This window comes from Aurantiacibacter sp. MUD61 (genome assembly GCF_027912455.1).
Lineage (GTDB): Bacteria > Pseudomonadota > Alphaproteobacteria > Sphingomonadales > Sphingomonadaceae > Alteraurantiacibacter.
On sequence record NZ_CP115446.1, the window covers coordinates 1,474,498 to 1,490,997 of the forward strand.

At 57.8% G+C, this 16,500-nt stretch carries 15 protein-coding genes and 2 tRNA genes; 5 read left to right on the plus strand and 12 right to left on the minus strand.

Going from position 1 to position 16,500, the window contains the following annotated elements; genetic code table 11:
* The first annotated feature begins 82 nt into the window (after nucleotides 1–82).
* The 4 genes from O2N64_RS07100 (at nucleotide 83) to O2N64_RS07115 (ending at nucleotide 5,963) form a co-directional block, all read left to right on the plus strand.
* Nucleotides 83–1,333, plus strand: coding sequence for a serine hydrolase domain-containing protein (locus tag O2N64_RS07100; protein WP_271079579.1), 1,251 nt, complete (start codon nucleotides 83–85; stop codon nucleotides 1,331–1,333).
* A 206-nt stretch (nucleotides 1,334–1,539) separates the two neighbouring features.
* Nucleotides 1,540–4,302, plus strand: a complete 2,763-nt coding sequence (locus O2N64_RS07105) for a TonB-dependent receptor (protein WP_271079580.1) — start codon at nucleotides 1,540–1,542, stop codon at nucleotides 4,300–4,302.
* A gap of 89 nt (nucleotides 4,303–4,391) precedes the next feature.
* Complete coding sequence (locus tag O2N64_RS07110) at nucleotides 4,392–5,264, plus strand: acyl-CoA thioesterase (RefSeq protein WP_271079581.1); 873 nt, start codon at nucleotides 4,392–4,394, stop codon at nucleotides 5,262–5,264.
* A gap of 402 nt (nucleotides 5,265–5,666) precedes the next feature.
* Nucleotides 5,667–5,963, plus strand: a complete 297-nt coding sequence (locus O2N64_RS07115) for a hypothetical protein (RefSeq protein WP_271079582.1) — start codon at nucleotides 5,667–5,669, stop codon at nucleotides 5,961–5,963.
* A gap of 158 nt (nucleotides 5,964–6,121) precedes the next feature.
* Here O2N64_RS07115 and O2N64_RS07120 read toward each other — a convergent pair whose 3' ends face one another.
* From O2N64_RS07120 to O2N64_RS07165, 10 genes are all read right to left on the minus strand, one after another.
* A complete protein-coding gene (locus O2N64_RS07120; protein WP_271079583.1) occupies nucleotides 6,122–6,913 on the minus strand; it encodes an alpha/beta fold hydrolase in 792 nt (263 codons plus the stop codon).
* 351 nt (nucleotides 6,914–7,264) lie between these two features.
* Nucleotides 7,265–7,882: a hypothetical protein gene (locus tag O2N64_RS07125; protein ID WP_271079584.1), complete on the minus strand. Its 618-nt coding sequence runs from the start codon at nucleotides 7,880–7,882 to the stop codon at nucleotides 7,265–7,267.
* Nucleotides 7,882–9,201: an MvaI/BcnI family restriction endonuclease gene (locus O2N64_RS07130; protein ID WP_271079585.1), complete on the minus strand. Its 1,320-nt coding sequence runs from the start codon at nucleotides 9,199–9,201 to the stop codon at nucleotides 7,882–7,884. Before O2N64_RS07130 ends, O2N64_RS07125 begins: the two co-directional genes overlap by 1 nt.
* Nucleotides 9,202–9,654, minus strand: coding sequence for a very short patch repair endonuclease (locus O2N64_RS07135; RefSeq protein ID WP_271079586.1), 453 nt, complete (start codon nucleotides 9,652–9,654; stop codon nucleotides 9,202–9,204).
* A gap of 2 nt (nucleotides 9,655–9,656) precedes the next feature.
* Entirely contained in the window at nucleotides 9,657–10,787 is a 1,131-nt protein-coding gene (gene dcm, locus O2N64_RS07140) for a DNA (cytosine-5-)-methyltransferase (RefSeq protein WP_271079587.1), read from the minus strand.
* A gap of 239 nt (nucleotides 10,788–11,026) precedes the next feature.
* Nucleotides 11,027–11,638 carry a rolling circle replication-associated protein gene (locus O2N64_RS07145; protein WP_271076936.1) on the minus strand — a complete coding sequence of 204 codons (612 nt, stop codon included), beginning with the start codon at nucleotides 11,636–11,638 and terminating at the stop codon, nucleotides 11,027–11,029.
* Between the two features lie 333 nt (nucleotides 11,639–11,971).
* Complete coding sequence (locus O2N64_RS07150; RefSeq protein ID WP_271076937.1) at nucleotides 11,972–12,154, minus strand: helix-turn-helix domain-containing protein; 183 nt, start codon at nucleotides 12,152–12,154, stop codon at nucleotides 11,972–11,974.
* Between the two features lie 201 nt (nucleotides 12,155–12,355).
* Nucleotides 12,356–13,579: a tyrosine-type recombinase/integrase gene (locus O2N64_RS07155; protein WP_271076938.1), complete on the minus strand. Its 1,224-nt coding sequence runs from the start codon at nucleotides 13,577–13,579 to the stop codon at nucleotides 12,356–12,358.
* Nucleotides 13,580–13,745: 166 nt separating this feature from the next.
* A tRNA-Thr gene (locus O2N64_RS07160) sits at nucleotides 13,746–13,821 on the minus strand.
* 19 nt (nucleotides 13,822–13,840) lie between these two features.
* Nucleotides 13,841–13,914 (minus strand) — tRNA-Cys (locus tag O2N64_RS07165).
* A 217-nt stretch (nucleotides 13,915–14,131) separates the two neighbouring features.
* On the opposite strand from O2N64_RS07165, the gene O2N64_RS07170 reads away from it, so the two are divergent.
* Nucleotides 14,132–14,416, plus strand: coding sequence for a PilZ domain-containing protein (locus O2N64_RS07170; protein WP_197922562.1), 285 nt, complete (start codon nucleotides 14,132–14,134; stop codon nucleotides 14,414–14,416).
* On the opposite strand, the gene O2N64_RS07175 is transcribed toward O2N64_RS07170, so the two are convergent.
* Both O2N64_RS07175 and O2N64_RS07180 read right to left on the minus strand, forming a co-directional pair.
* Nucleotides 14,371–14,976 carry a winged helix-turn-helix domain-containing protein gene (locus O2N64_RS07175; protein ID WP_271076939.1) on the minus strand — a complete coding sequence of 202 codons (606 nt, stop codon included), beginning with the start codon at nucleotides 14,974–14,976 and terminating at the stop codon, nucleotides 14,371–14,373. The two genes, O2N64_RS07170 and O2N64_RS07175, sit on opposite strands and share 46 nt — an antisense overlap.
* A gap of 279 nt (nucleotides 14,977–15,255) precedes the next feature.
* Nucleotides 15,256–16,458 carry an LL-diaminopimelate aminotransferase gene (locus tag O2N64_RS07180; RefSeq protein WP_271076940.1) on the minus strand — a complete coding sequence of 401 codons (1,203 nt, stop codon included), beginning with the start codon at nucleotides 16,456–16,458 and terminating at the stop codon, nucleotides 15,256–15,258.
* Nucleotides 16,459–16,500: the final 42 nt, after the last annotated feature.

Genomic DNA, 16,500 nt, shown 5'->3' on the forward strand with positions numbered 1-16,500 from the left:
GCTGATACTAAAACTGAATATTGGGTATGAGGCTATTGCACTCAATCAAAACGGCGATATGGTAAGGCCCGGAATAACGGGTATGGAGAGGTTGCACGGTATGGAAGGCATGGTCGATCCGGGGGAGAAGGGCTTCAACGCAAGCCGGCTCGAACGGATTGGAGCGTTCTTGCGCGAGGCCTATGTCGATGCGGGCCGCCTTCCGAATGCCGAGCTTCTGGTCGCCCGTGATGGAGCGCCGGTGTACCACACCACTGCTGGAAAGCTTGGAGAAGGGCGCGGCGATCTGCCGGAGAATGCGCTGTTCCGCATCGCCTCGATGACCAAGCCCGTCACCTCGATCGCTTTCATGCAGCTGGTCGAGCAATGTAAGGTCGCGCTGGAAGATCCGGTCGCCACGATCCTTCCCGAGTTTGCGTCGCTGGGTGTCTATGCCGGTGGCGGCGGGGCGGTGCCGTTCAGGCCTGTCGCCCCTGCGCGCCCCATTCGCTTTGTGGACCTGCTGACGCATATGTCGGGACTGACATATGGCCTGCAGAACCGGACCAATGTCGATGCCGCCTACCGCGACGCGAAAATCGATCTTCCCCGCGATGGATCATTGGACGATTATATTGCGACACTTGCAAAGCTGCCGCTGCAGCATGCGCCGGGTGAACGGTGGAATTACTCGGTCGCGACCGACGTTCTCGGCGTTGCGATCGAGCGACTGACGGGAAACAAGCTCGGCGACTATTTTCGCGAGCATATCTTCGCCCCGCTTGGCATGGACGAAACCGGTTTCGACCTCGCCGAGGAGCACCGCGCGCGCCTGGTCGATAGCTACGCGTACAATCCCGGTGGCAAGCCCATGCTGGTCGAGCCGGGCGAACAGAGCACGCATTTCAAGCCTGCGGGTTTTCACAGCGGCGGCGGAGGGCTCGTCAGCACGATCGCCGATTACCATCGCTTTTGTGCGATGCTGCTGGGCAAGGGCCAGCTCGATGGCGCGCGAATCATCGCGCCCAAGACGCTCGACCTGATGACCGCGAATCATCTTCCGGGCGGAGCGGACCTCACCGAAATGAGCGATGCGCTGTTTTCGGAAGCGAGCAATGCCGGCACCGGATTCGGCCTGGGCTTTGCCGTCGTCACCGATCCGGCGCGCACGCTGATGCCGGCCAGTCGCGGCGAGTTTTATTGGGGCGGTGCCTATTCCACGGCCTTCTTCGTCGATCCGGTGGAGCGGATCAGCATGGTTTTCATGACGCAGCTTTACCGATCCACCGTCTATCCCATCCGCCGCCAGCTCAAGACGCTGATCTATTCCGCGCTCGAGAAAAGCCACGCCTGAGAGGGCGGCAGTGCAAAAAGGTCACATAAAGATACCGTATGTTCAAATTGCTTGCTTAACGACACAGAAGAACGCAGAATACACATCAAGGAAGGGAGATTGTCACCGCGTAAAACAAGGTCCGCAAGAGACCGTGGAGCGAAAATTCGCACTCCAGCGCGCAGGGCATACTCTTCACAGAAAAACGATTGAGCTGGGAGAGAGCTATGAAGTCGGTTATCCGTAATTCCATCGCCCGTGGTGCACTTGCTGTTGCACTGTTGGGTTTCCCCACAATGGCCGCTGCGCAGCAGGCACCCACCGGGCAGGATGATCTTGCCGAAGGTGGTGATGTCAATGATGAGCAGGAGCCGGATGGTCCTGGTCAAGTCGACCCCTATACTATCGTGGTCACGGCGCAGGGCCGTACGCAGTCGCTGGCCGACGTGCCGATTGCGGTGTCCGCGGTTTCAGGCGAGCTGCTCGAACGCTCGGGCACGACCGACATTCGCGAGCTGAACCAGGTTGCACCTTCATTGCTGGTCTCCTCGACCGGTAACGAAGCGAACGGCTCTGCACGTATTCGCGGCATCGGTACGGTGGGTGATAATGCCGGCCTCGAAAGCTCGGTCGCCGTGTTCATCGATGGCGTATATCGCTCACGTTCGGGTAATGCCCTGTCGGAGCTCGGCCCGATTGACCGGGTGGAAATCCTGCGCGGCCCACAGGGCACGCTTGGCGGACGCAACTCGACTGCCGGCCTCATCAATATCTACACCGCGCCGCCGGAATTCGATTTCAGCGGCTATGGTGCCTTTACCTACGGCAATTATGACGCGATGCGCATCGAAGGCGGGATCAACGTCCCGATCGGCGATACCATCGCTGCACGCGTGGACGGCGTGTATTTCGAGCGTGACGGTTTTTACAACGATGTCACCAATGGCACCGATGTAAACAATCGCGACCGTTACCTCGTCCGCGCACAGGCTTTGTTCGAGCCGACGGCGGACATCTCGTTCCGCCTCGTGGCCGATTATTCCTTCAAGGATGAAGCATGCTGTGCGGCAACTTTCGTGCAGACCGCCTTCGCGCCATTGGCGCGCGTGAGCCCGGGACTCGATCAATTCACCCGTCCGGAGCCGGCTGCGCCTGCGCTGACGAGCACATCGAATCCGATCGTTCCGATCCTGCTGGGCCTCGGACAGGACCCGCGCGCCTTGTCGCAGGACACCTTCAACCGCGATATCTACCCGACGGCTGGCCGCTCTTACCAGGGTGAGACCGAGGATTACGGTATCTCCGGTGAACTCAACTGGACCTTCGGCACCACCACGCTGACATCGATCACCGGCTACCGCGAATATTCGAACTTTCAGGGGTCGGACACGGACTATACGACTGTCGACCTCATCTATCGTGCGCCGAACGAATTCGGCGGCGCGCGTGCGTTCGAAACCTTCACGCAGGAAATCCGTCTCAACGGTTCCCTGTTCGATGACCGGCTGGATTGGCTTGTCGGCGGTTATTATGCGAGCGAGAGCCTGCGGTCGCAAGACAACCTTCGCTTCGGTGAAGATTACGGTACCTTTGCCAATTGCCGCATCGCACTGGCGATCAACCCGGCGCTGGCGAATCCTTCGGCCGACAATTGCTTCGGTCCGGCTATCGCATTTCTCGATGGCACGATTGGCGCACCTGCATTCGGCCCGGCAACTCCCCTGATTATCGCCGGTATCAATAATCTGGCACAGGTCCGCGATCTTGGCGGCACCGGCGATGTGTATGACCAGCAGAGCGACAACTTCGCGCTCTTCACGCATAATATCGTCCACATCACCGACACGATCGATCTGACACTCGGCCTGCGCTACACGAATGAGACGAAGGATTTCTCCGCAACATTCGGTAATGACAACACCTTCTGCCCGGCCAACCGCGCTTTGCTGTCACCGCTGCTGCAGGTGCAGGCACTGGCTCCACTGGCAGGAGGCCTTCTCGCATTGTCCTGCCAGGGCAATAGCACTTCGGAGCTGGACGGCGTTTCGCTTTCCGATACGCGGGATGAGGATGAATTCACCGGTACGGCCGTGCTGTCATGGCAGCCAAACCCGGACCTCCTGTTCTACGCCAGCTATTCGCGCGGCTATAAGGCTGGCGGTTTCAACCTCGACCGTTCGGCACTGTCGAATCCTGTTACGTTCAACGTGAATGCGCTGGATCCCACTAGCCTGCAGTTCGAAGAGGAAACGGTTGACGCATACGAGCTCGGTTTCAAGTATTCGACGCGTCCGCTCTCGATCAGTGTCGCCGCGTTCCGTCAGGAATTCACCAACTTCCAGTTGAACACCTTCAACGGTTCGGTCTTTCTGGTGCAGAACGTCAATGCATGCGGTGCCGATCTCAATGGAGCCGATCGTGACGCCAGCGCCACGACCGGAGCCTGCTCGCCAGACGATGTGGAGCCGGGTGTGGTAGCGGAAGGCATCGAAATCGAAACCACGATTTCTCCCATCCCCGATCTGGTAGGTACTTTCGGCATTACCTATGCCAACACCACCTATCAGGACAATCTGATCGGCAACGATACGGGTGCTCCGCTCGATCCGGCGCTGCGCCTGCTGCCGGGCGACAATCTGTCGAACGCGCCCGAATTCACCGCGACCAGCTCGCTGACCTGGACGCCGCCGATCGGCAATTCGGGAATGTCGGGCCTGTTCTTCGTCAATGCCCGCGTGAGCGACGATTACAACACGGGTTCGGACTTGCTCTTCGGCAAGGAGCAGAATGCCTTCATTCTTGTGAATGGCCGGGTCGGCCTCGTCGGTCCGGATCGCGCTTGGTCGGTCGAACTGTGGGCGAACAATGTGTTCGATGTCGATTACACGCAGGTCGCCTTCAACACCCCGTTTGTCGCGCCGCAGCAGACCTATTCTGCCTATCTGGCAGAGCCGCGCACCTATGGCGTCACCGTTCGCGGTCGCTTCTAAAGCACCAGATTGGCAATCACGGACAGGGGGAGGGCCGGGATTTTCCCGGCCCTTTTTCGTCTCAGGCGATTGCACCAGCAGGGGATTGCATGACCACCTTCCATGACATGCTGTCACTCAGCCGCGAGAGCGAGCATAGCTGGGTGGGCGCGCCGGGGCCGGGCATCGGAAAGCGGATGTTCGGCGGTCATGCGCTGGCGCAGGCTGTCATGGCGGCAACGCTGGACGATCACGATGATCGCCATGTGCATTCATTGCACGCCTATTTCATGAAGCCTGGAGCGGCCGACCAGCCGATCTCCTACACAGTCACGACGCTTGCCGAAGGGCGCAGCTTCGGCACGCGCAGGATCGACGCGGTGCAGGGCGATCGGCAAATCCTCACGATGACCGCGTCCTCACAAATATCCGAGCCCGGCCTGCACCATGCTGCCGCGATGCCGGAAGTGCCCGATGTCGACACCGCGCAAAGGACGCTTGATAGCTGGCGAGCGAAACAAGAGGATTTCGACGCGCTGCCGATTATCGGCCGCCTCTCCTCTCGACCGATCGAGGCCGTCCCGGTGGATGTCGAAGGCACTTTCGGCAATGCCGCGCGATCGCCGAGTTCCAGCTGCTGGATGCGCATACGCCAGCCTGAGGGCCTTTCAGAGGCGATGCAGCGCCCCGCCATGGCCTATGCCTCAGATATGCTGTTCCTCCGCAACGCGCTGCTGCCCCATGGCATACGGCCGGGTGAGAAGGGCATCCAGATCGCCAGTCTCGATCACGCGATCTGGTTCCACAAGACACCCGATTTCAGCCAATGGCATCTCTACGCCGGCGAGAGCCCATGGTCCGGTGCCGCACGCGGCCTGAGCAAGGGGCACTTCTTCGACAACAAGGGGCGTCTTGTGGCGACAGTCGCCCAGGAAAACCTGATGCGCGTCAGGGACGATCGCCTGGACCAGACCGATGCCTAAGGCGGCAGAGCTGATGGTTCGGCTTTTCGCTGTGATCAAAAAAAAGGTGCCGCTCACATGACTCGAACAGGTGACCCCATCATCACGAACCGATGAGAGGCGTCTTGAAAAGGGCATACTCATCATCGGGTGAGCGGGGCACTCGGCTTGTACTTGCACTCTTTCGCAAACACATCCCAAATTCGCTGCCTAGCAACGCTGACATTCTGCGGCAGAAAACACACCGGCTCGGTCGCGGCTAGCAAATTGTCGCCCACCATTTCACTTTTGAATATTGGACGGCGACCAAATCATCCGCCGCGAATTTCCGTTATTGGAGGCAACTCTGCGATAGCTTACCGTCTGCAATTGGGGTGGGAAGCAGTCGTTGCCGTTCGCCCGGCGAAGAGTTAGTCCGCTCTTATGCTTTGGAACGTAATCGACAAGCGCAAGCGGCCCTATCGGTGGCGTGAAGTCAACGCGATCGTTGAGGCAACCGAGCACGACAATTCGTGCGCTGATGCCGATCAAGCGCCCGAAAGCGACCCAAAAGTTATAGTGGACTACGAGGCGCTTGAAGCTGTTTCAGTGTCCGAGGCAGTAAAATGGGCAGAGAGTCAAAACTGCCCAGTCACTCTCTACCTTTATGACCTCGGCGCGGGTTTTGGCGATGATCAGCATTTCACGAATATGGAAGCGCGTTTTGACGACGAGAATTGATACTTAGCCAATTTCCACAACCGGGTCGGTGGCCAAATGTCGGCTTTCCTGCCTTTTGGGTTCTTAAGCAGACCGACCGAAAACGGCCCAACAAATGACCTTTCAATGGGATTAGCCCCTGCTTAGGCCCTCGATTTGCTAAGCACCCAGTTGCACTATTATTTCGATTCCGAATTGCTCGTTGCATCAAGAATCACGCGGACGGTTTCTTCTGGCTGATCCCACATCGGGAAGTGACCGCTACGCTCGAACCAGTGCAGCGTCGCCTCAGGGAAGGCTTTCATCGCGCGATCCGCCTGCTGCGGTAGACACAGCCGATCTTTGCGTCCCCAGCCGATGACGACCGGCGCAGCCGTGTCCGCAGGGCCACCCTGCATTGCGCCATTGGCGAGGTCCCTCACTAGCGAATTGACGGTACTTGTATCCGCCAGTGACTTCAGTTCGCGCGCGACGAATGCCCCGTCGAGTGCCCACGGCCTTGCAGAGAGCTGGGCCATGAGCGCGGTCCGGCCTGCGACATTTCCGGTGATGGCAGAAAGCGCCGGTCGCAGTGCGCGAACCAGTGCAACCGATGGCGTTATGGTGGTCTTGAAGAAAGTGCGCTCCCACCCCTGCCAGAAGCCTCCCGGATCCAATGCGACAACCGCGCCCGCTCGGCCGCGCCGCGCCATTTCGAGCACCAGGCGAGCACCCAGCGAGCTGCCGACCATATCGATACCTGTGAGATTCTCCGCGCCGAGCCAATCGTCCAGACTGCGCGCAAGTCCGTCGAACGTACCGCTGTCCGCCTCTTCGGGTGTCTGCCCGTGGCCGGGCAGGTCCACGGCAATTACCTCCCTGACTTGAGAAAGCGCAGGCGAGATCGTGTCCCACGAGCCGCAGGTCGCCCCCAGTCCATGGACCAGGAGGAGGGGTTTTCCGCGTCCTGTGCGCGTATGGTATAAGGTCATGTACTGGTAACGTCCCACACCGACTTATGGGGCCGAGGATGTGTTTTGCCTAAAGTGAGGCCAAGAGCGGACGGTCCGCTTCCGGCCCATTCTCAGGCGAAAGGCAGATAGTTTCGGTAACCGCTGGGAAATCATCCCCAAGGCTTCCTGAAAAGGGCCCAACGATGCGACCGGCCGAAAGCACTTCGAACCGATAGACCGACGATGTCCTAGGGAAAGAGATGGTGCGCTTACGTGACCCGCATACAGACTTTAGTTCTTTGATTTAATTTGATAGTTTTTCAAGCGCTCGCCCAAGTGCCCCCAAAAGTGCCCCCAGTGGTGCAGCTTTACCACCAGAAAAATGTGCTGCTACTTGGCACGCATGAGGCCGATCAAGCGCATCATTTCCACCGCGCACAGCGCGTCCAATCGCCAGTATTCCTCTTCCAGCCGCGCATAGGTTCGCCGATGCATACCTTTGGGGCGGCGTATGGGTTGCTCCCATCCTTGTGTGCATCCTAAACGCTTCTGCAATCGGAAGAGCGCCTCGAAAGCTCGATCCCGTTGATTTACGCGCTGCGAATGATAGCCCAGCCGCCAAGCCTTTCGAGATGCGAAGCGGTCCCCGCTTAAAGGCAGATAGAGCTTGCCGACGCGGTGCCCGCGATAGGGGCAGATCATCCACCAGCGTTTGCCGCCGAAATGCGGGCGGGTGAAAGTGAGGGGGATTATCTGCTCGACGGATTCCCGATCTTCGCCTTCGCCGCGCGTGTAGCTTAAGATCATGCGTTCACGGCCTTCGCACTTCATCTCGGCTCGATAGGAAATACTCCCAGCCGGACTATCGCCGCATGTGAAATGGATGCTGCCGGAAAGATCACGTCCCTCGACTGCCAAGCCCTTGCGCATCATCCACGCCAGATCGACCTTGCGCGATGCGTCCGCCGTCGGCTGCCCATATTGCCGCCCTGATCCGAAACCGCCCATCAAAGCAAATTCTCAGTTACGGTCTCTTCATAAAGACCATGAAGCTCTGAGTGTTTTACCCTAAACTGGCTCCGTCGCTTCAGCTTGGGGGCTCGGGTCGAAACTTTCTCAAGTTTGATGCCTGGATCATAGTAAACGAGCCCTGCCGAAACAGCCTTTAAATACATCAGGAAATCCGTCCGCTCGCAGAGGAGGGCTTTTGGCCCGTAGGAATACTGTGGTGGCGGGTGCTTATAAAGTGACGGAACGTAGGCTGCCTGCGCATGCTTTCGGTTCCAGTGCTTCATGAGACTTTTGAAAGCCCAGCTCGCGGCCAGCTTGCCTTCATTCGAGACGAGGGCAATTGCGCCATCCATATCTGTAATTTTGTCATTTTCACTATCATAGCCGACCAGCTCAAGCTGTAGCCCAGTCTCTTTATGAAAGGTTTTGCCGCATGCGTAGACCCCTCCGAAGTTCATGCGATCGGGCTTGCCGCTCTTATCAGGATAGCCGTAGCTCATCACGAAAGTATCCGGCCCCTTTTCGCGATACAAACCGCCAGTTGGCTCCGGGGTCATGAGAGTTACAGGCGACTTTGGCCGGAACGATTTAAAGTCTGCAACGCCATACTGCTTGATTTCCCAGCCCAAAAAATCGGGCTCAGCATAACCGTTCGGAGATACCCCGAGTTCTGCTTCCAAGGTGTAACCTCCCCCGTTACGTGCTGCATACGGGTGTTTCGTACCGTCGGGTGCGAGCTTTTGAGACAAGATCCAATTGAGTTCGTAAATGCGACGCAGTTCTGACAACAATATTGATCGGGAGGTTCGCTTTTCCTTACCGGCTGGGAGCAGGTCAAAGACACCAATCATTTGCCACTGAGACAAGCGCACCTCGCGCGCAATAGGGTGATCGGCTTCGACCGCAAAGCCCAACACTCTGCCTTCTGGGGCCACTCCGAGAACCAAAACCCTGCCCTCATCACGGACTGTCAGAATTTTGGAGGGAGAGTTTTTGCACCCCTTAAGAAAGCCGGAAAAGCGAACCTCTGGGTATTTCGGATAGAGTATCAAATTCGCATGCGGTGCTCGGTCTAGTCCCGCAGCGCTGAGCCACCAGAAATCAAGAGAGGCTTTCGCGCGGTCACGCCGACCGCCACCCTGCGACCCATCATCTGTGTAAATTTCACCATGTGGTAGAACATTGAGGGCGGAAAAATCTCCGCCGAGATATATCTGATTTTTTGAGTTATCGTTTGGAGCTAGTCGCTTGGCATAGAAGCGGGTGGCACCGTGCGTTTGCATCAGATCAATCAGCTGTTTTAAGCATTCGATCATCTATCTTCCCCGCATCTCGATCTCGGCCACATTCGATAGTAGCCACGTTTTGAGGTCCGAAATCAGATTCTCGAATTCTAGCCGACCCTTCCCACGCAGTGCGCATTCCCAGATAACTCCCACTCGCCAAGCTCGGCTTTTGAGCTCAGCGACATTGCGCTGGTCGCGCTCTACATTTTTCGTGAGCTTGTGTTGCCAAAAATCCGCTCGGCTTGCAGGCATACGAAAGAGTTCGCAATCATGGCGGTGCCAGAAGCAGCCATGAACGAAAATGGCCGCGTTATATTTTGTGAGAACAATATCCGGTCTGCCTGGCAGCGACCGCACATCTAAGCGATAGCGAAACCCTTCAGCGAACAGTCTACGCCTGATCAGAAGCTCAGGTTTTGTGTCCCTGCGACGCACCGCCGACATATTTTTCGAACGAACGACCGCAGAATGGACATCGGCCAAGATTAAGCAGCCTGCGAGGATGCGCGTCCCGTTAGCACAGCTCCGATATGCGGCTGCATCGCGCGTGCCACCTCACGGAACACAGGAACCGCAACAGAATTGCCAAATTGCTTATAAGCCTGCGTATCAGACACCGGAATTGTGAAGTTGTCCGGATAGCCCATAAGCCGCGCGCACTCTCGCGGAGTCAAACGCCGGGGGTTTCGCTTTGGCCCCTGATCGATGAGAATTTCCGACCCATCCTTGTAATATCGCGCAGAAAGCGTTCTGGCCACATCGTCGGGCCCTACCAGCCCGAAACCGAATCCATTGCCTTTCGCGCGATGCTTTGCGGCATACCCCTTCAAATAATTCCAAAGCTTGTCAGACAATGTGTATTTGTCGCTCACCTTAGCCAAGGGTCCGAGAGTATAGTGCGCCTCCGGTTTTTCAGAGCCATCCTCAGGATGAAGAATTTGCGACATTCGCTGCGTCCCTTTCTCTGGCAGTTTTAGTGCTTCCCAAGAAAACGCAGTTGGCTCGCGAAATCCAACAATTACAATTCTTTCGCGATGCTGAGGAACGAAGTGCTGCGCATCGATAACTTTATAGAAGATCTGGTAGCCAAGCTCCTCACGAAGAGTCTTCTGAATAACCGCGAACGTCCGCCCCTTATCGTGACTGACCAAATTCTTGACGTTCTCAAGCAGAAAAGCAGCAGGCCGCTTAGCCTCAAGAATGCGCGCTACATCGAAAAATAGCGTCCCCTGCGCTTCACAGGCGAATCCGTGCTTGCGGCCCAAAGCATTCTTTTTCGAAACCCCGGCAATCGAGAAGGGCTGGCAAGGGAATCCCGCTAGTAAGACATCATGAGGCGGAATTTCGCTTGTTGGAATTTTAGTTATGTCGCCGCCGGGCGGGTGATTATCTCTGAAATTGCTCGCATAGGTTTTCTGAGCGAACGTGTTCCATTCGGATGTAAAAGCGCAGTGACCGCCGATAGCTTCAAAACCCATCCTAATGCCGCCGATGCCTGCAAACAGATCAATGAAATTGAAACGGCAGGGGTCGTCCTGCCCATAGATCGGGACAATGGGGCGGCTAAGCGCTGAGTTCTCAGGATCAACTAACATTTTGGACTGACTTCTCATCATTCAGCGGCTCAATCAAGCCTTTTGTTCTCTTATTGTTCGCGTGGAGGGGCAATATCCCAAGTTTTGTGTGCGCAATTCGCTTCGGCCAAATTTTCCTAAATCAATTGTGAAATTCGCATTTTCGGAACGTGCGGATGCAATGGCGCACAATATCTCGCGCGCGAGAAAAACTGGATTAGCAATTCAGCAGGCTAGCCAGCATCGGTTTCCGGTCAAAGCGTCTGGAGATTTGGCGACCCCTAGGCTTTGCGGGTTTGCCACACGCCCGCCCGTTTGCCGATCACGCGGCTGGATTGCCCCCATGGCTTGTGCCCCCAGCCGATCATGCCCAGCGGCTCATCAAGCTTCGCTGGCGTGCATTTCAGCATGTAGTGGAGCTTTCCCATTAAGCGTGCCCGATAAAGCTCAGGATTGGCGCTATAGGCCTCGCCCAGCTTTTGGGTGTCCACGGTGTCCTTGACGTAACCTTGCCGCACAATCGCCTTCGCCCAGCGCAGCGGCATCGGGCGGAAGAGCAGGTCTAGCTCTTTTGGAACGTGCAACAGGATATGTGCGTGTTGGCCGAATCTCTTGCCGCGCTCCTGCACCCAAACCCAAGGCATCGGGTGGCCATGCCGACGCATCCAATCGCGCGCCATTTTGATAAATTCGCCGGTTGCCTTCACCGCGTCGCCCGCCTCGATTTCTGCCAGCCCCCACGCCAGCGTGATAAAGCGGCTCATCGGAGTCCCTGCTTCCCAAGCGTCGAAGCTGCGGTCGATAACCATGCGGCATTGATGCTCGCTGAGCTGCCAGCTTTCGCGGTCTGCCCGATTGCGCGCGCCGCCGCGCTGTAGTCCGGCTGGTGGCAAGAAAACGCCCCTAATATAGGCAGATCGGGAGTCAGTTGCGCAAGCCTATGAAATCGCGAAAGGAATGCGAATTTGGCTGGAACAATGGGGAATGATCCGCCGCAAGTTTCAAAGATACAGAGAGACACAGCACGGCACCAACCGCGTGTGGTGGAGCAGGGCGACTATTCCAGATGGTCCAGCCGCCCCGCTTATTTGGCACGGTCCACATTTTGTGTGGACGGGCCGCTTAGCCTTTGGCAGTAAAGCTGCATCCAATGGAGAGAAACCTTAGGATGCGAGCGTCGGTAAGGGTTCCAGCCTTATCGGCGCTTTTGCTCTTTTGCCGCCGGATCAGTCATTGGCATATTGCTCGCAAAGCGATGCATACCAGCGTTCCGCATCCTCGCGCCGAATGCGCGTTGCGCGCCCGATCTTGATGTGCGGAACATCGCCGTTATCGCGCAGGCGGTAGGCGGTGGAGCGACTGATACTGTATTCTTCGCAAAAGCGTTTGATGGTCAAAAGTGCTGCCATTCGTCATGGTCTCCAAAAACGGCCGAAGTGGCCAAGATTTACGAGCTGGAACAGCAGGGTGTTCCCTGCATGTTCACGCGGCTCGCAAATGCACCATGAGGCTTTTGGATGGAATCGCGCAAGTCAGGGGTGACAACTTTTATTGCACACTCCCTGTGGAAAACGGGGACTATCGCTAAATCCCCATTTCGCGTTAGCTATTCAGGCTTCACGCGCTTGAAAATCCACAACCTGTCCACCGATCCGGATGCGGTCGAGATAATCGCTCCACCATTGCGCCATCTGAACGCGTTCCTCCCAATGCTGCCCCCTCGCATAGGTGCCGCGCACCTTGTCGCTGTGCCCATGCGCCAAAGCCCGCTCGATTGCATCGGGGTGCCATTTCCCGCTCTCATTAAGCAGGGTAGACGCGGTGGAGCGCATGCCATGCGATGTGACGGTATCGCCGTCAAACCCCATGCGTCGGAATGCAGAGTTCATCGCATTTCCGCTCATCGGGCGAAGGTGTGAACGCTGGCCAATGAACATTAGCTCAAAGCCATCGGAATGCTGTTGCAGTTCGCGAAGCATCGCTGTGACTTGGCGGGATAAGGGCACAGTATGCGGGCGGCGCAGCTTCGTCCGGCTGGCGTCGATTGTCCAATGGCCTTCCTCCCAGTTGACCTCCTCCCATCGCGCCCTTCGCAGCTCTCCTGGCCTAAGGAATACGTGCGGCGCTATCTGCATCGCCAGCTTAACAATCGGGCCGCCGGTGTAGTTGTCTACAGCGCGCAGAAATTCGCCGAGAGGCTTTGGCTCGATGATGGCCGCGTGATGTTTTACAAGGGGTGTGGCCAGCGCTCCAGTCAGCAGCGCAGCAGGATCGGCTTCGCATCGTGCCGTCGCCACACCATGGCGGAAAACGCGGCTGGCAAAGTTTCTGGTGCGCACAGCCGTTTCGCGGTGGCCACGCCGCTCGATCTTCTTGAGGGCTTCCAGTAACTCGGCTGGTTTGATTTCGGAAATTGGGCGATTGCCGATTGCGGGTGCAAGGTGAGACAGAAACCAGCGCGCCTTTTTGATCGTGGCCGCGGCTTTCTCATTGGCTACCAGCTTTGTTGCGATGAAATCCTCTGCGACTGTCTGGAAGGTATTGCCCGCACCAATGCGCTTTTCGATCTTCTCCATTTTTCGCTCGAATAGCGGATCACGCCCGGCCTTGATTTCTGCGCGGGCCTCATCGCGGGCCGTCCGTGCATCGGCTAGGGTCACGTCGGGATAACTACCTAAACCCAGCCGCTTTTCTTTCCCGTCTATACGATACTTGAGAAACCAAAGCTTTGATCCGCTTGGGCGAATTTCGATATAGAGACCTTTCTCGTCGCTTTTGCGATAGGTCTTCGTGGAAGGCTGAAACGCCTTAACTTCCAACGCTTTAAGAGCCATATGGGGGCACCTGAATGTGGCTTTGCGGCTGGTGCCCCCATAAGTGCCCCCAAATTCGGCGATTTCTGGGGGCACTAGCAGGAGCGCCAAGCGCTTGTGAGACACATTCTATCCCGCAAAAACGGCGGAATTTCAAGGCTTCCAGCGATGTTGAGAAATGAGTTGGTGGTGCCGCTTACGTGACTCGAACACGTGACCCCATCATTACGAATGATGTGCTCTACCAACTGAGCTAAAGCGGCACATCCCGGTTAAGGGAAGTGGAGGCCCGAGCCGGAATCGAACCGGCGTGCAAGGATTTGCAGTCCTCTGCGTAACCACTCCGCCATCGGGCCTCGCGAAGGCGCGCCAACTAACCCAGCTAGGCCGCCTGTGCAATGCCCAATCTTTATCGCGCCCTCGCGGTCTGCGGGAATTGGGAAGAGGGTGAATGCGGCTTTAAGCCTGAATGCGAGCAAGTGCTTAGAGAATGGGGTTTAGAGCACCTTAACGGGCCGATGCCACAATCGGATCGCGAATCAGCCCAGCGGGCCTTCTGAAGAAAGCAAAACCATGGCGTCTGCCGCTCTCGACAAGCAGGAATTGCGCATCAAATGCCGATCGCGGCGCGGCATGAGTGCTGACCTGGAAGTGCTCGATCTGTCGATTGGCGGGGCAATGGTGGAAGCGCGCGGCTGGAGCGCCAGCCCTGGTGACCGGGTGCTGGTCACTCTGCCAGGTCTCAGCGCCCAGCCGGCCGAGCTGGTGTGGAATGAAGATGGCCGGGCGGGGATCGCTTTCGAGCAACCGCTTCACGAAACCGTGTTCGACAAATTCGCGGCGCAATTGTCCGGCTGATCGGCGGCTTCGCGCATCCAGCCGAGGCTGCGCAGATAGGCATCGAGTGCGTCCTCTCCGGGCGGCTCATCGGGAAACATCATGTCCGCCGTGTCGCCCAGCCGATAACCGCCGTTGGGCGCGGTCTCGACCATTCCTTCAGCGCCAGCGCCCGCCAGCTTGCTGCGCAGGCGTGAGATATGCACTTCGACGCTATTCGTCTCGGGCTCATGATTGAGCCGCCAGACATCGGTAAGCAATTGCTTGCGGGTAACGCGTTCGCCCGGGCGATCTGCCAGCCGCCAGATCACACCGAATTCGCGCGGGTGGAGCCCCAGCCAGCGCGCACCCCGCCGCGCATCGCGGTGGAAGAGATCGAGCGTGAGCCCGCCGACATTGCGCCAGCGCGGCAACATGCCGAACATGTCGCTCACCCGCTGTGAACGGGCCATCAGCTCGGGCAGATCGGTTTCCGCTGGCAGAGCCTCTGCGCAGCCAAGGTTGAGCAATTGCGCGCGTTCCTCGGGCCGCTCGACGCCGATCATGATGAGACGCCAGGCCGGCTGGTCCGCCTGCGCCATGGCGATTCGCTGTTCTCCGGTAAGCTCGCGCGTGTCGCAGACCAATACGTGGCGGCATTCCGCCCGGCAGCCACAGCGCCCGTGACACAACATCCAGTCGTGTCGACGCAGATCCCACCGTGGCGGAGGCTTAACCCCTCGCGCTATCCACCCAAAGAATGGCAATCGCCCGCTCCATAAGCATCACGCTCTATGCAAGCGTGTTCGCCTTCCAAGCGCAAGATTGCAATGCGTTAAGTGGAAATGCGGATGCGCACTCCGGGTACGCGATGTGCGCAATCACTCGTTTGGCGCGTTCACGCCCATGCTTTGCAAATAGCGCTTGATGTTGCGCGCGGCCTGCCGCAGCCGCTGCTCATTCTCTACCATCGCGATGCGGACATAGCCTTCGCCGTCTTCGCCATAGCCAACGCCGGGTGCCACGGCGACTTCGGCCTGGGTCAGCAATTGCTTGGAAAACTCGAGGCTGCCCATGTCCTTCAGCGCGGGCGGTAGTGGTGCCCAGGCGAACATGCTGGCTGGCGGGGAGGGGATTTCCCACCCGGCGCGGGTGAAGGAATCCACCATGACATCGCGCCGCTTGTGATACATTTCGCGGGTTTTCTCGACGTAGTCCTGCGGACCGTTCAGCGCAGCACATGCCGCCGCCTGGATCGGCGTGAAGGCGCCATAGTCGATGTAGCTTTTCACCCGCGTGAGTGCGGAAATCAGCGTGCGATTCCCCACCGCGAAACCCATGCGCCAGCCCGCCATGCCATAGGTCTTGGAAAGGCTGGTGAATTCGATGGCGATATCCTTGGCGTTCTTCGCCTGCAGGATCGAAGGTGTCGGCTTTCCGTCATAATAGAGTTCCGAATAGGCGAGGTCGGACAGGATCCAGACCTTGTGGAACTTCGCCCAGTCGACCAGCCGCTCGTAGAAATCGAGATCGACGACTTCGGCTGTCGGGTTGGAAGGGAAATTGACCACCAGCACGGTGGGACGCGGAACAGTGAAATTCACTGCCTGATCGAGCGCTTTCCAGTAATCCTCGTCCGGCGTGGTCGGCACGCTGCGGATGCTGGCGCCGGCAATGATGAAACCGAACGTATGGATCGGATAGCTCGGATTAGGGGCGAGGATGGTGTCACCCGGCGCGGTAATCGCGGTGGCGAGGCTGGCGAGCCCTTCCTTCGAGCCGAGCGTGACAACGACTTCGGTTTCCGGATCGAGATCGACCCCAAAGCGGCGCTCGTAATAATTGGCCTGAGCCTTGCGCAGGCCGGGAATGCCCTTGGACTGCGAATAGCCATGTGCATCCGGGTTCTGGGCAACTTCGCAAAGCTTGTCGATCACATGCTGCGGCGGGGGCTGATCGGGATTGCCCATGCCAAGATCGATGATGTCGCGTCCTTCTGCACGCGCCGCCGCGCGCATCGCATTGACTTCTGCAATGACATAGGGCGGCAGGCGTTTGATGCGGTAGAAATCATTATCGAGCATGGGCGGTTCGTTTGCTCCCTTTTGCGGATAGGCGATTGCTGG

Coding starts and splice junctions, on each gene's coding strand:
- O2N64_RS07110 (WP_271079581.1), top strand. CDS start 4,392: ATGACCACCTTCCATGACATGCTGTCACTCAGCCGCGAGAGCGAGCAT.
- O2N64_RS07175 (WP_271076939.1), bottom strand. CDS start 14,976: ATGGCGCAGGCGGACCAGCCGGCCTGGCGTCTCATCATGATCGGCGTC.
- O2N64_RS07130 (WP_271079585.1), bottom strand. CDS start 9,201: ATGATCGAATGCTTAAAACAGCTGATTGATCTGATGCAAACGCACGGT.
- O2N64_RS07150 (WP_271076937.1), bottom strand. CDS start 12,154: ATGGCAGCACTTTTGACCATCAAACGCTTTTGCGAAGAATACAGTATC.
- O2N64_RS07125 (WP_271079584.1), bottom strand. CDS start 7,882: ATGGGCGGTTTCGGATCAGGGCGGCAATATGGGCAGCCGACGGCGGAC.
- dcm (WP_271079587.1), bottom strand. CDS start 10,787: ATGATGAGAAGTCAGTCCAAAATGTTAGTTGATCCTGAGAACTCAGCG.
- O2N64_RS07115 (WP_271079582.1), top strand. CDS start 5,667: ATGCTTTGGAACGTAATCGACAAGCGCAAGCGGCCCTATCGGTGGCGT.
- O2N64_RS07155 (WP_271076938.1), bottom strand. CDS start 13,579: ATGGCTCTTAAAGCGTTGGAAGTTAAGGCGTTTCAGCCTTCCACGAAG.
- O2N64_RS07170 (WP_197922562.1), top strand. CDS start 14,132: ATGGCGTCTGCCGCTCTCGACAAGCAGGAATTGCGCATCAAATGCCGA.
- O2N64_RS07180 (WP_271076940.1), bottom strand. CDS start 16,458: ATGCTCGATAATGATTTCTACCGCATCAAACGCCTGCCGCCCTATGTC.
- O2N64_RS07120 (WP_271079583.1), bottom strand. CDS start 6,913: ATGACCTTATACCATACGCGCACAGGACGCGGAAAACCCCTCCTCCTG.
- O2N64_RS07100 (WP_271079579.1), top strand. CDS start 83: ATGGAGAGGTTGCACGGTATGGAAGGCATGGTCGATCCGGGGGAGAAG.
- O2N64_RS07105 (WP_271079580.1), top strand. CDS start 1,540: ATGAAGTCGGTTATCCGTAATTCCATCGCCCGTGGTGCACTTGCTGTT.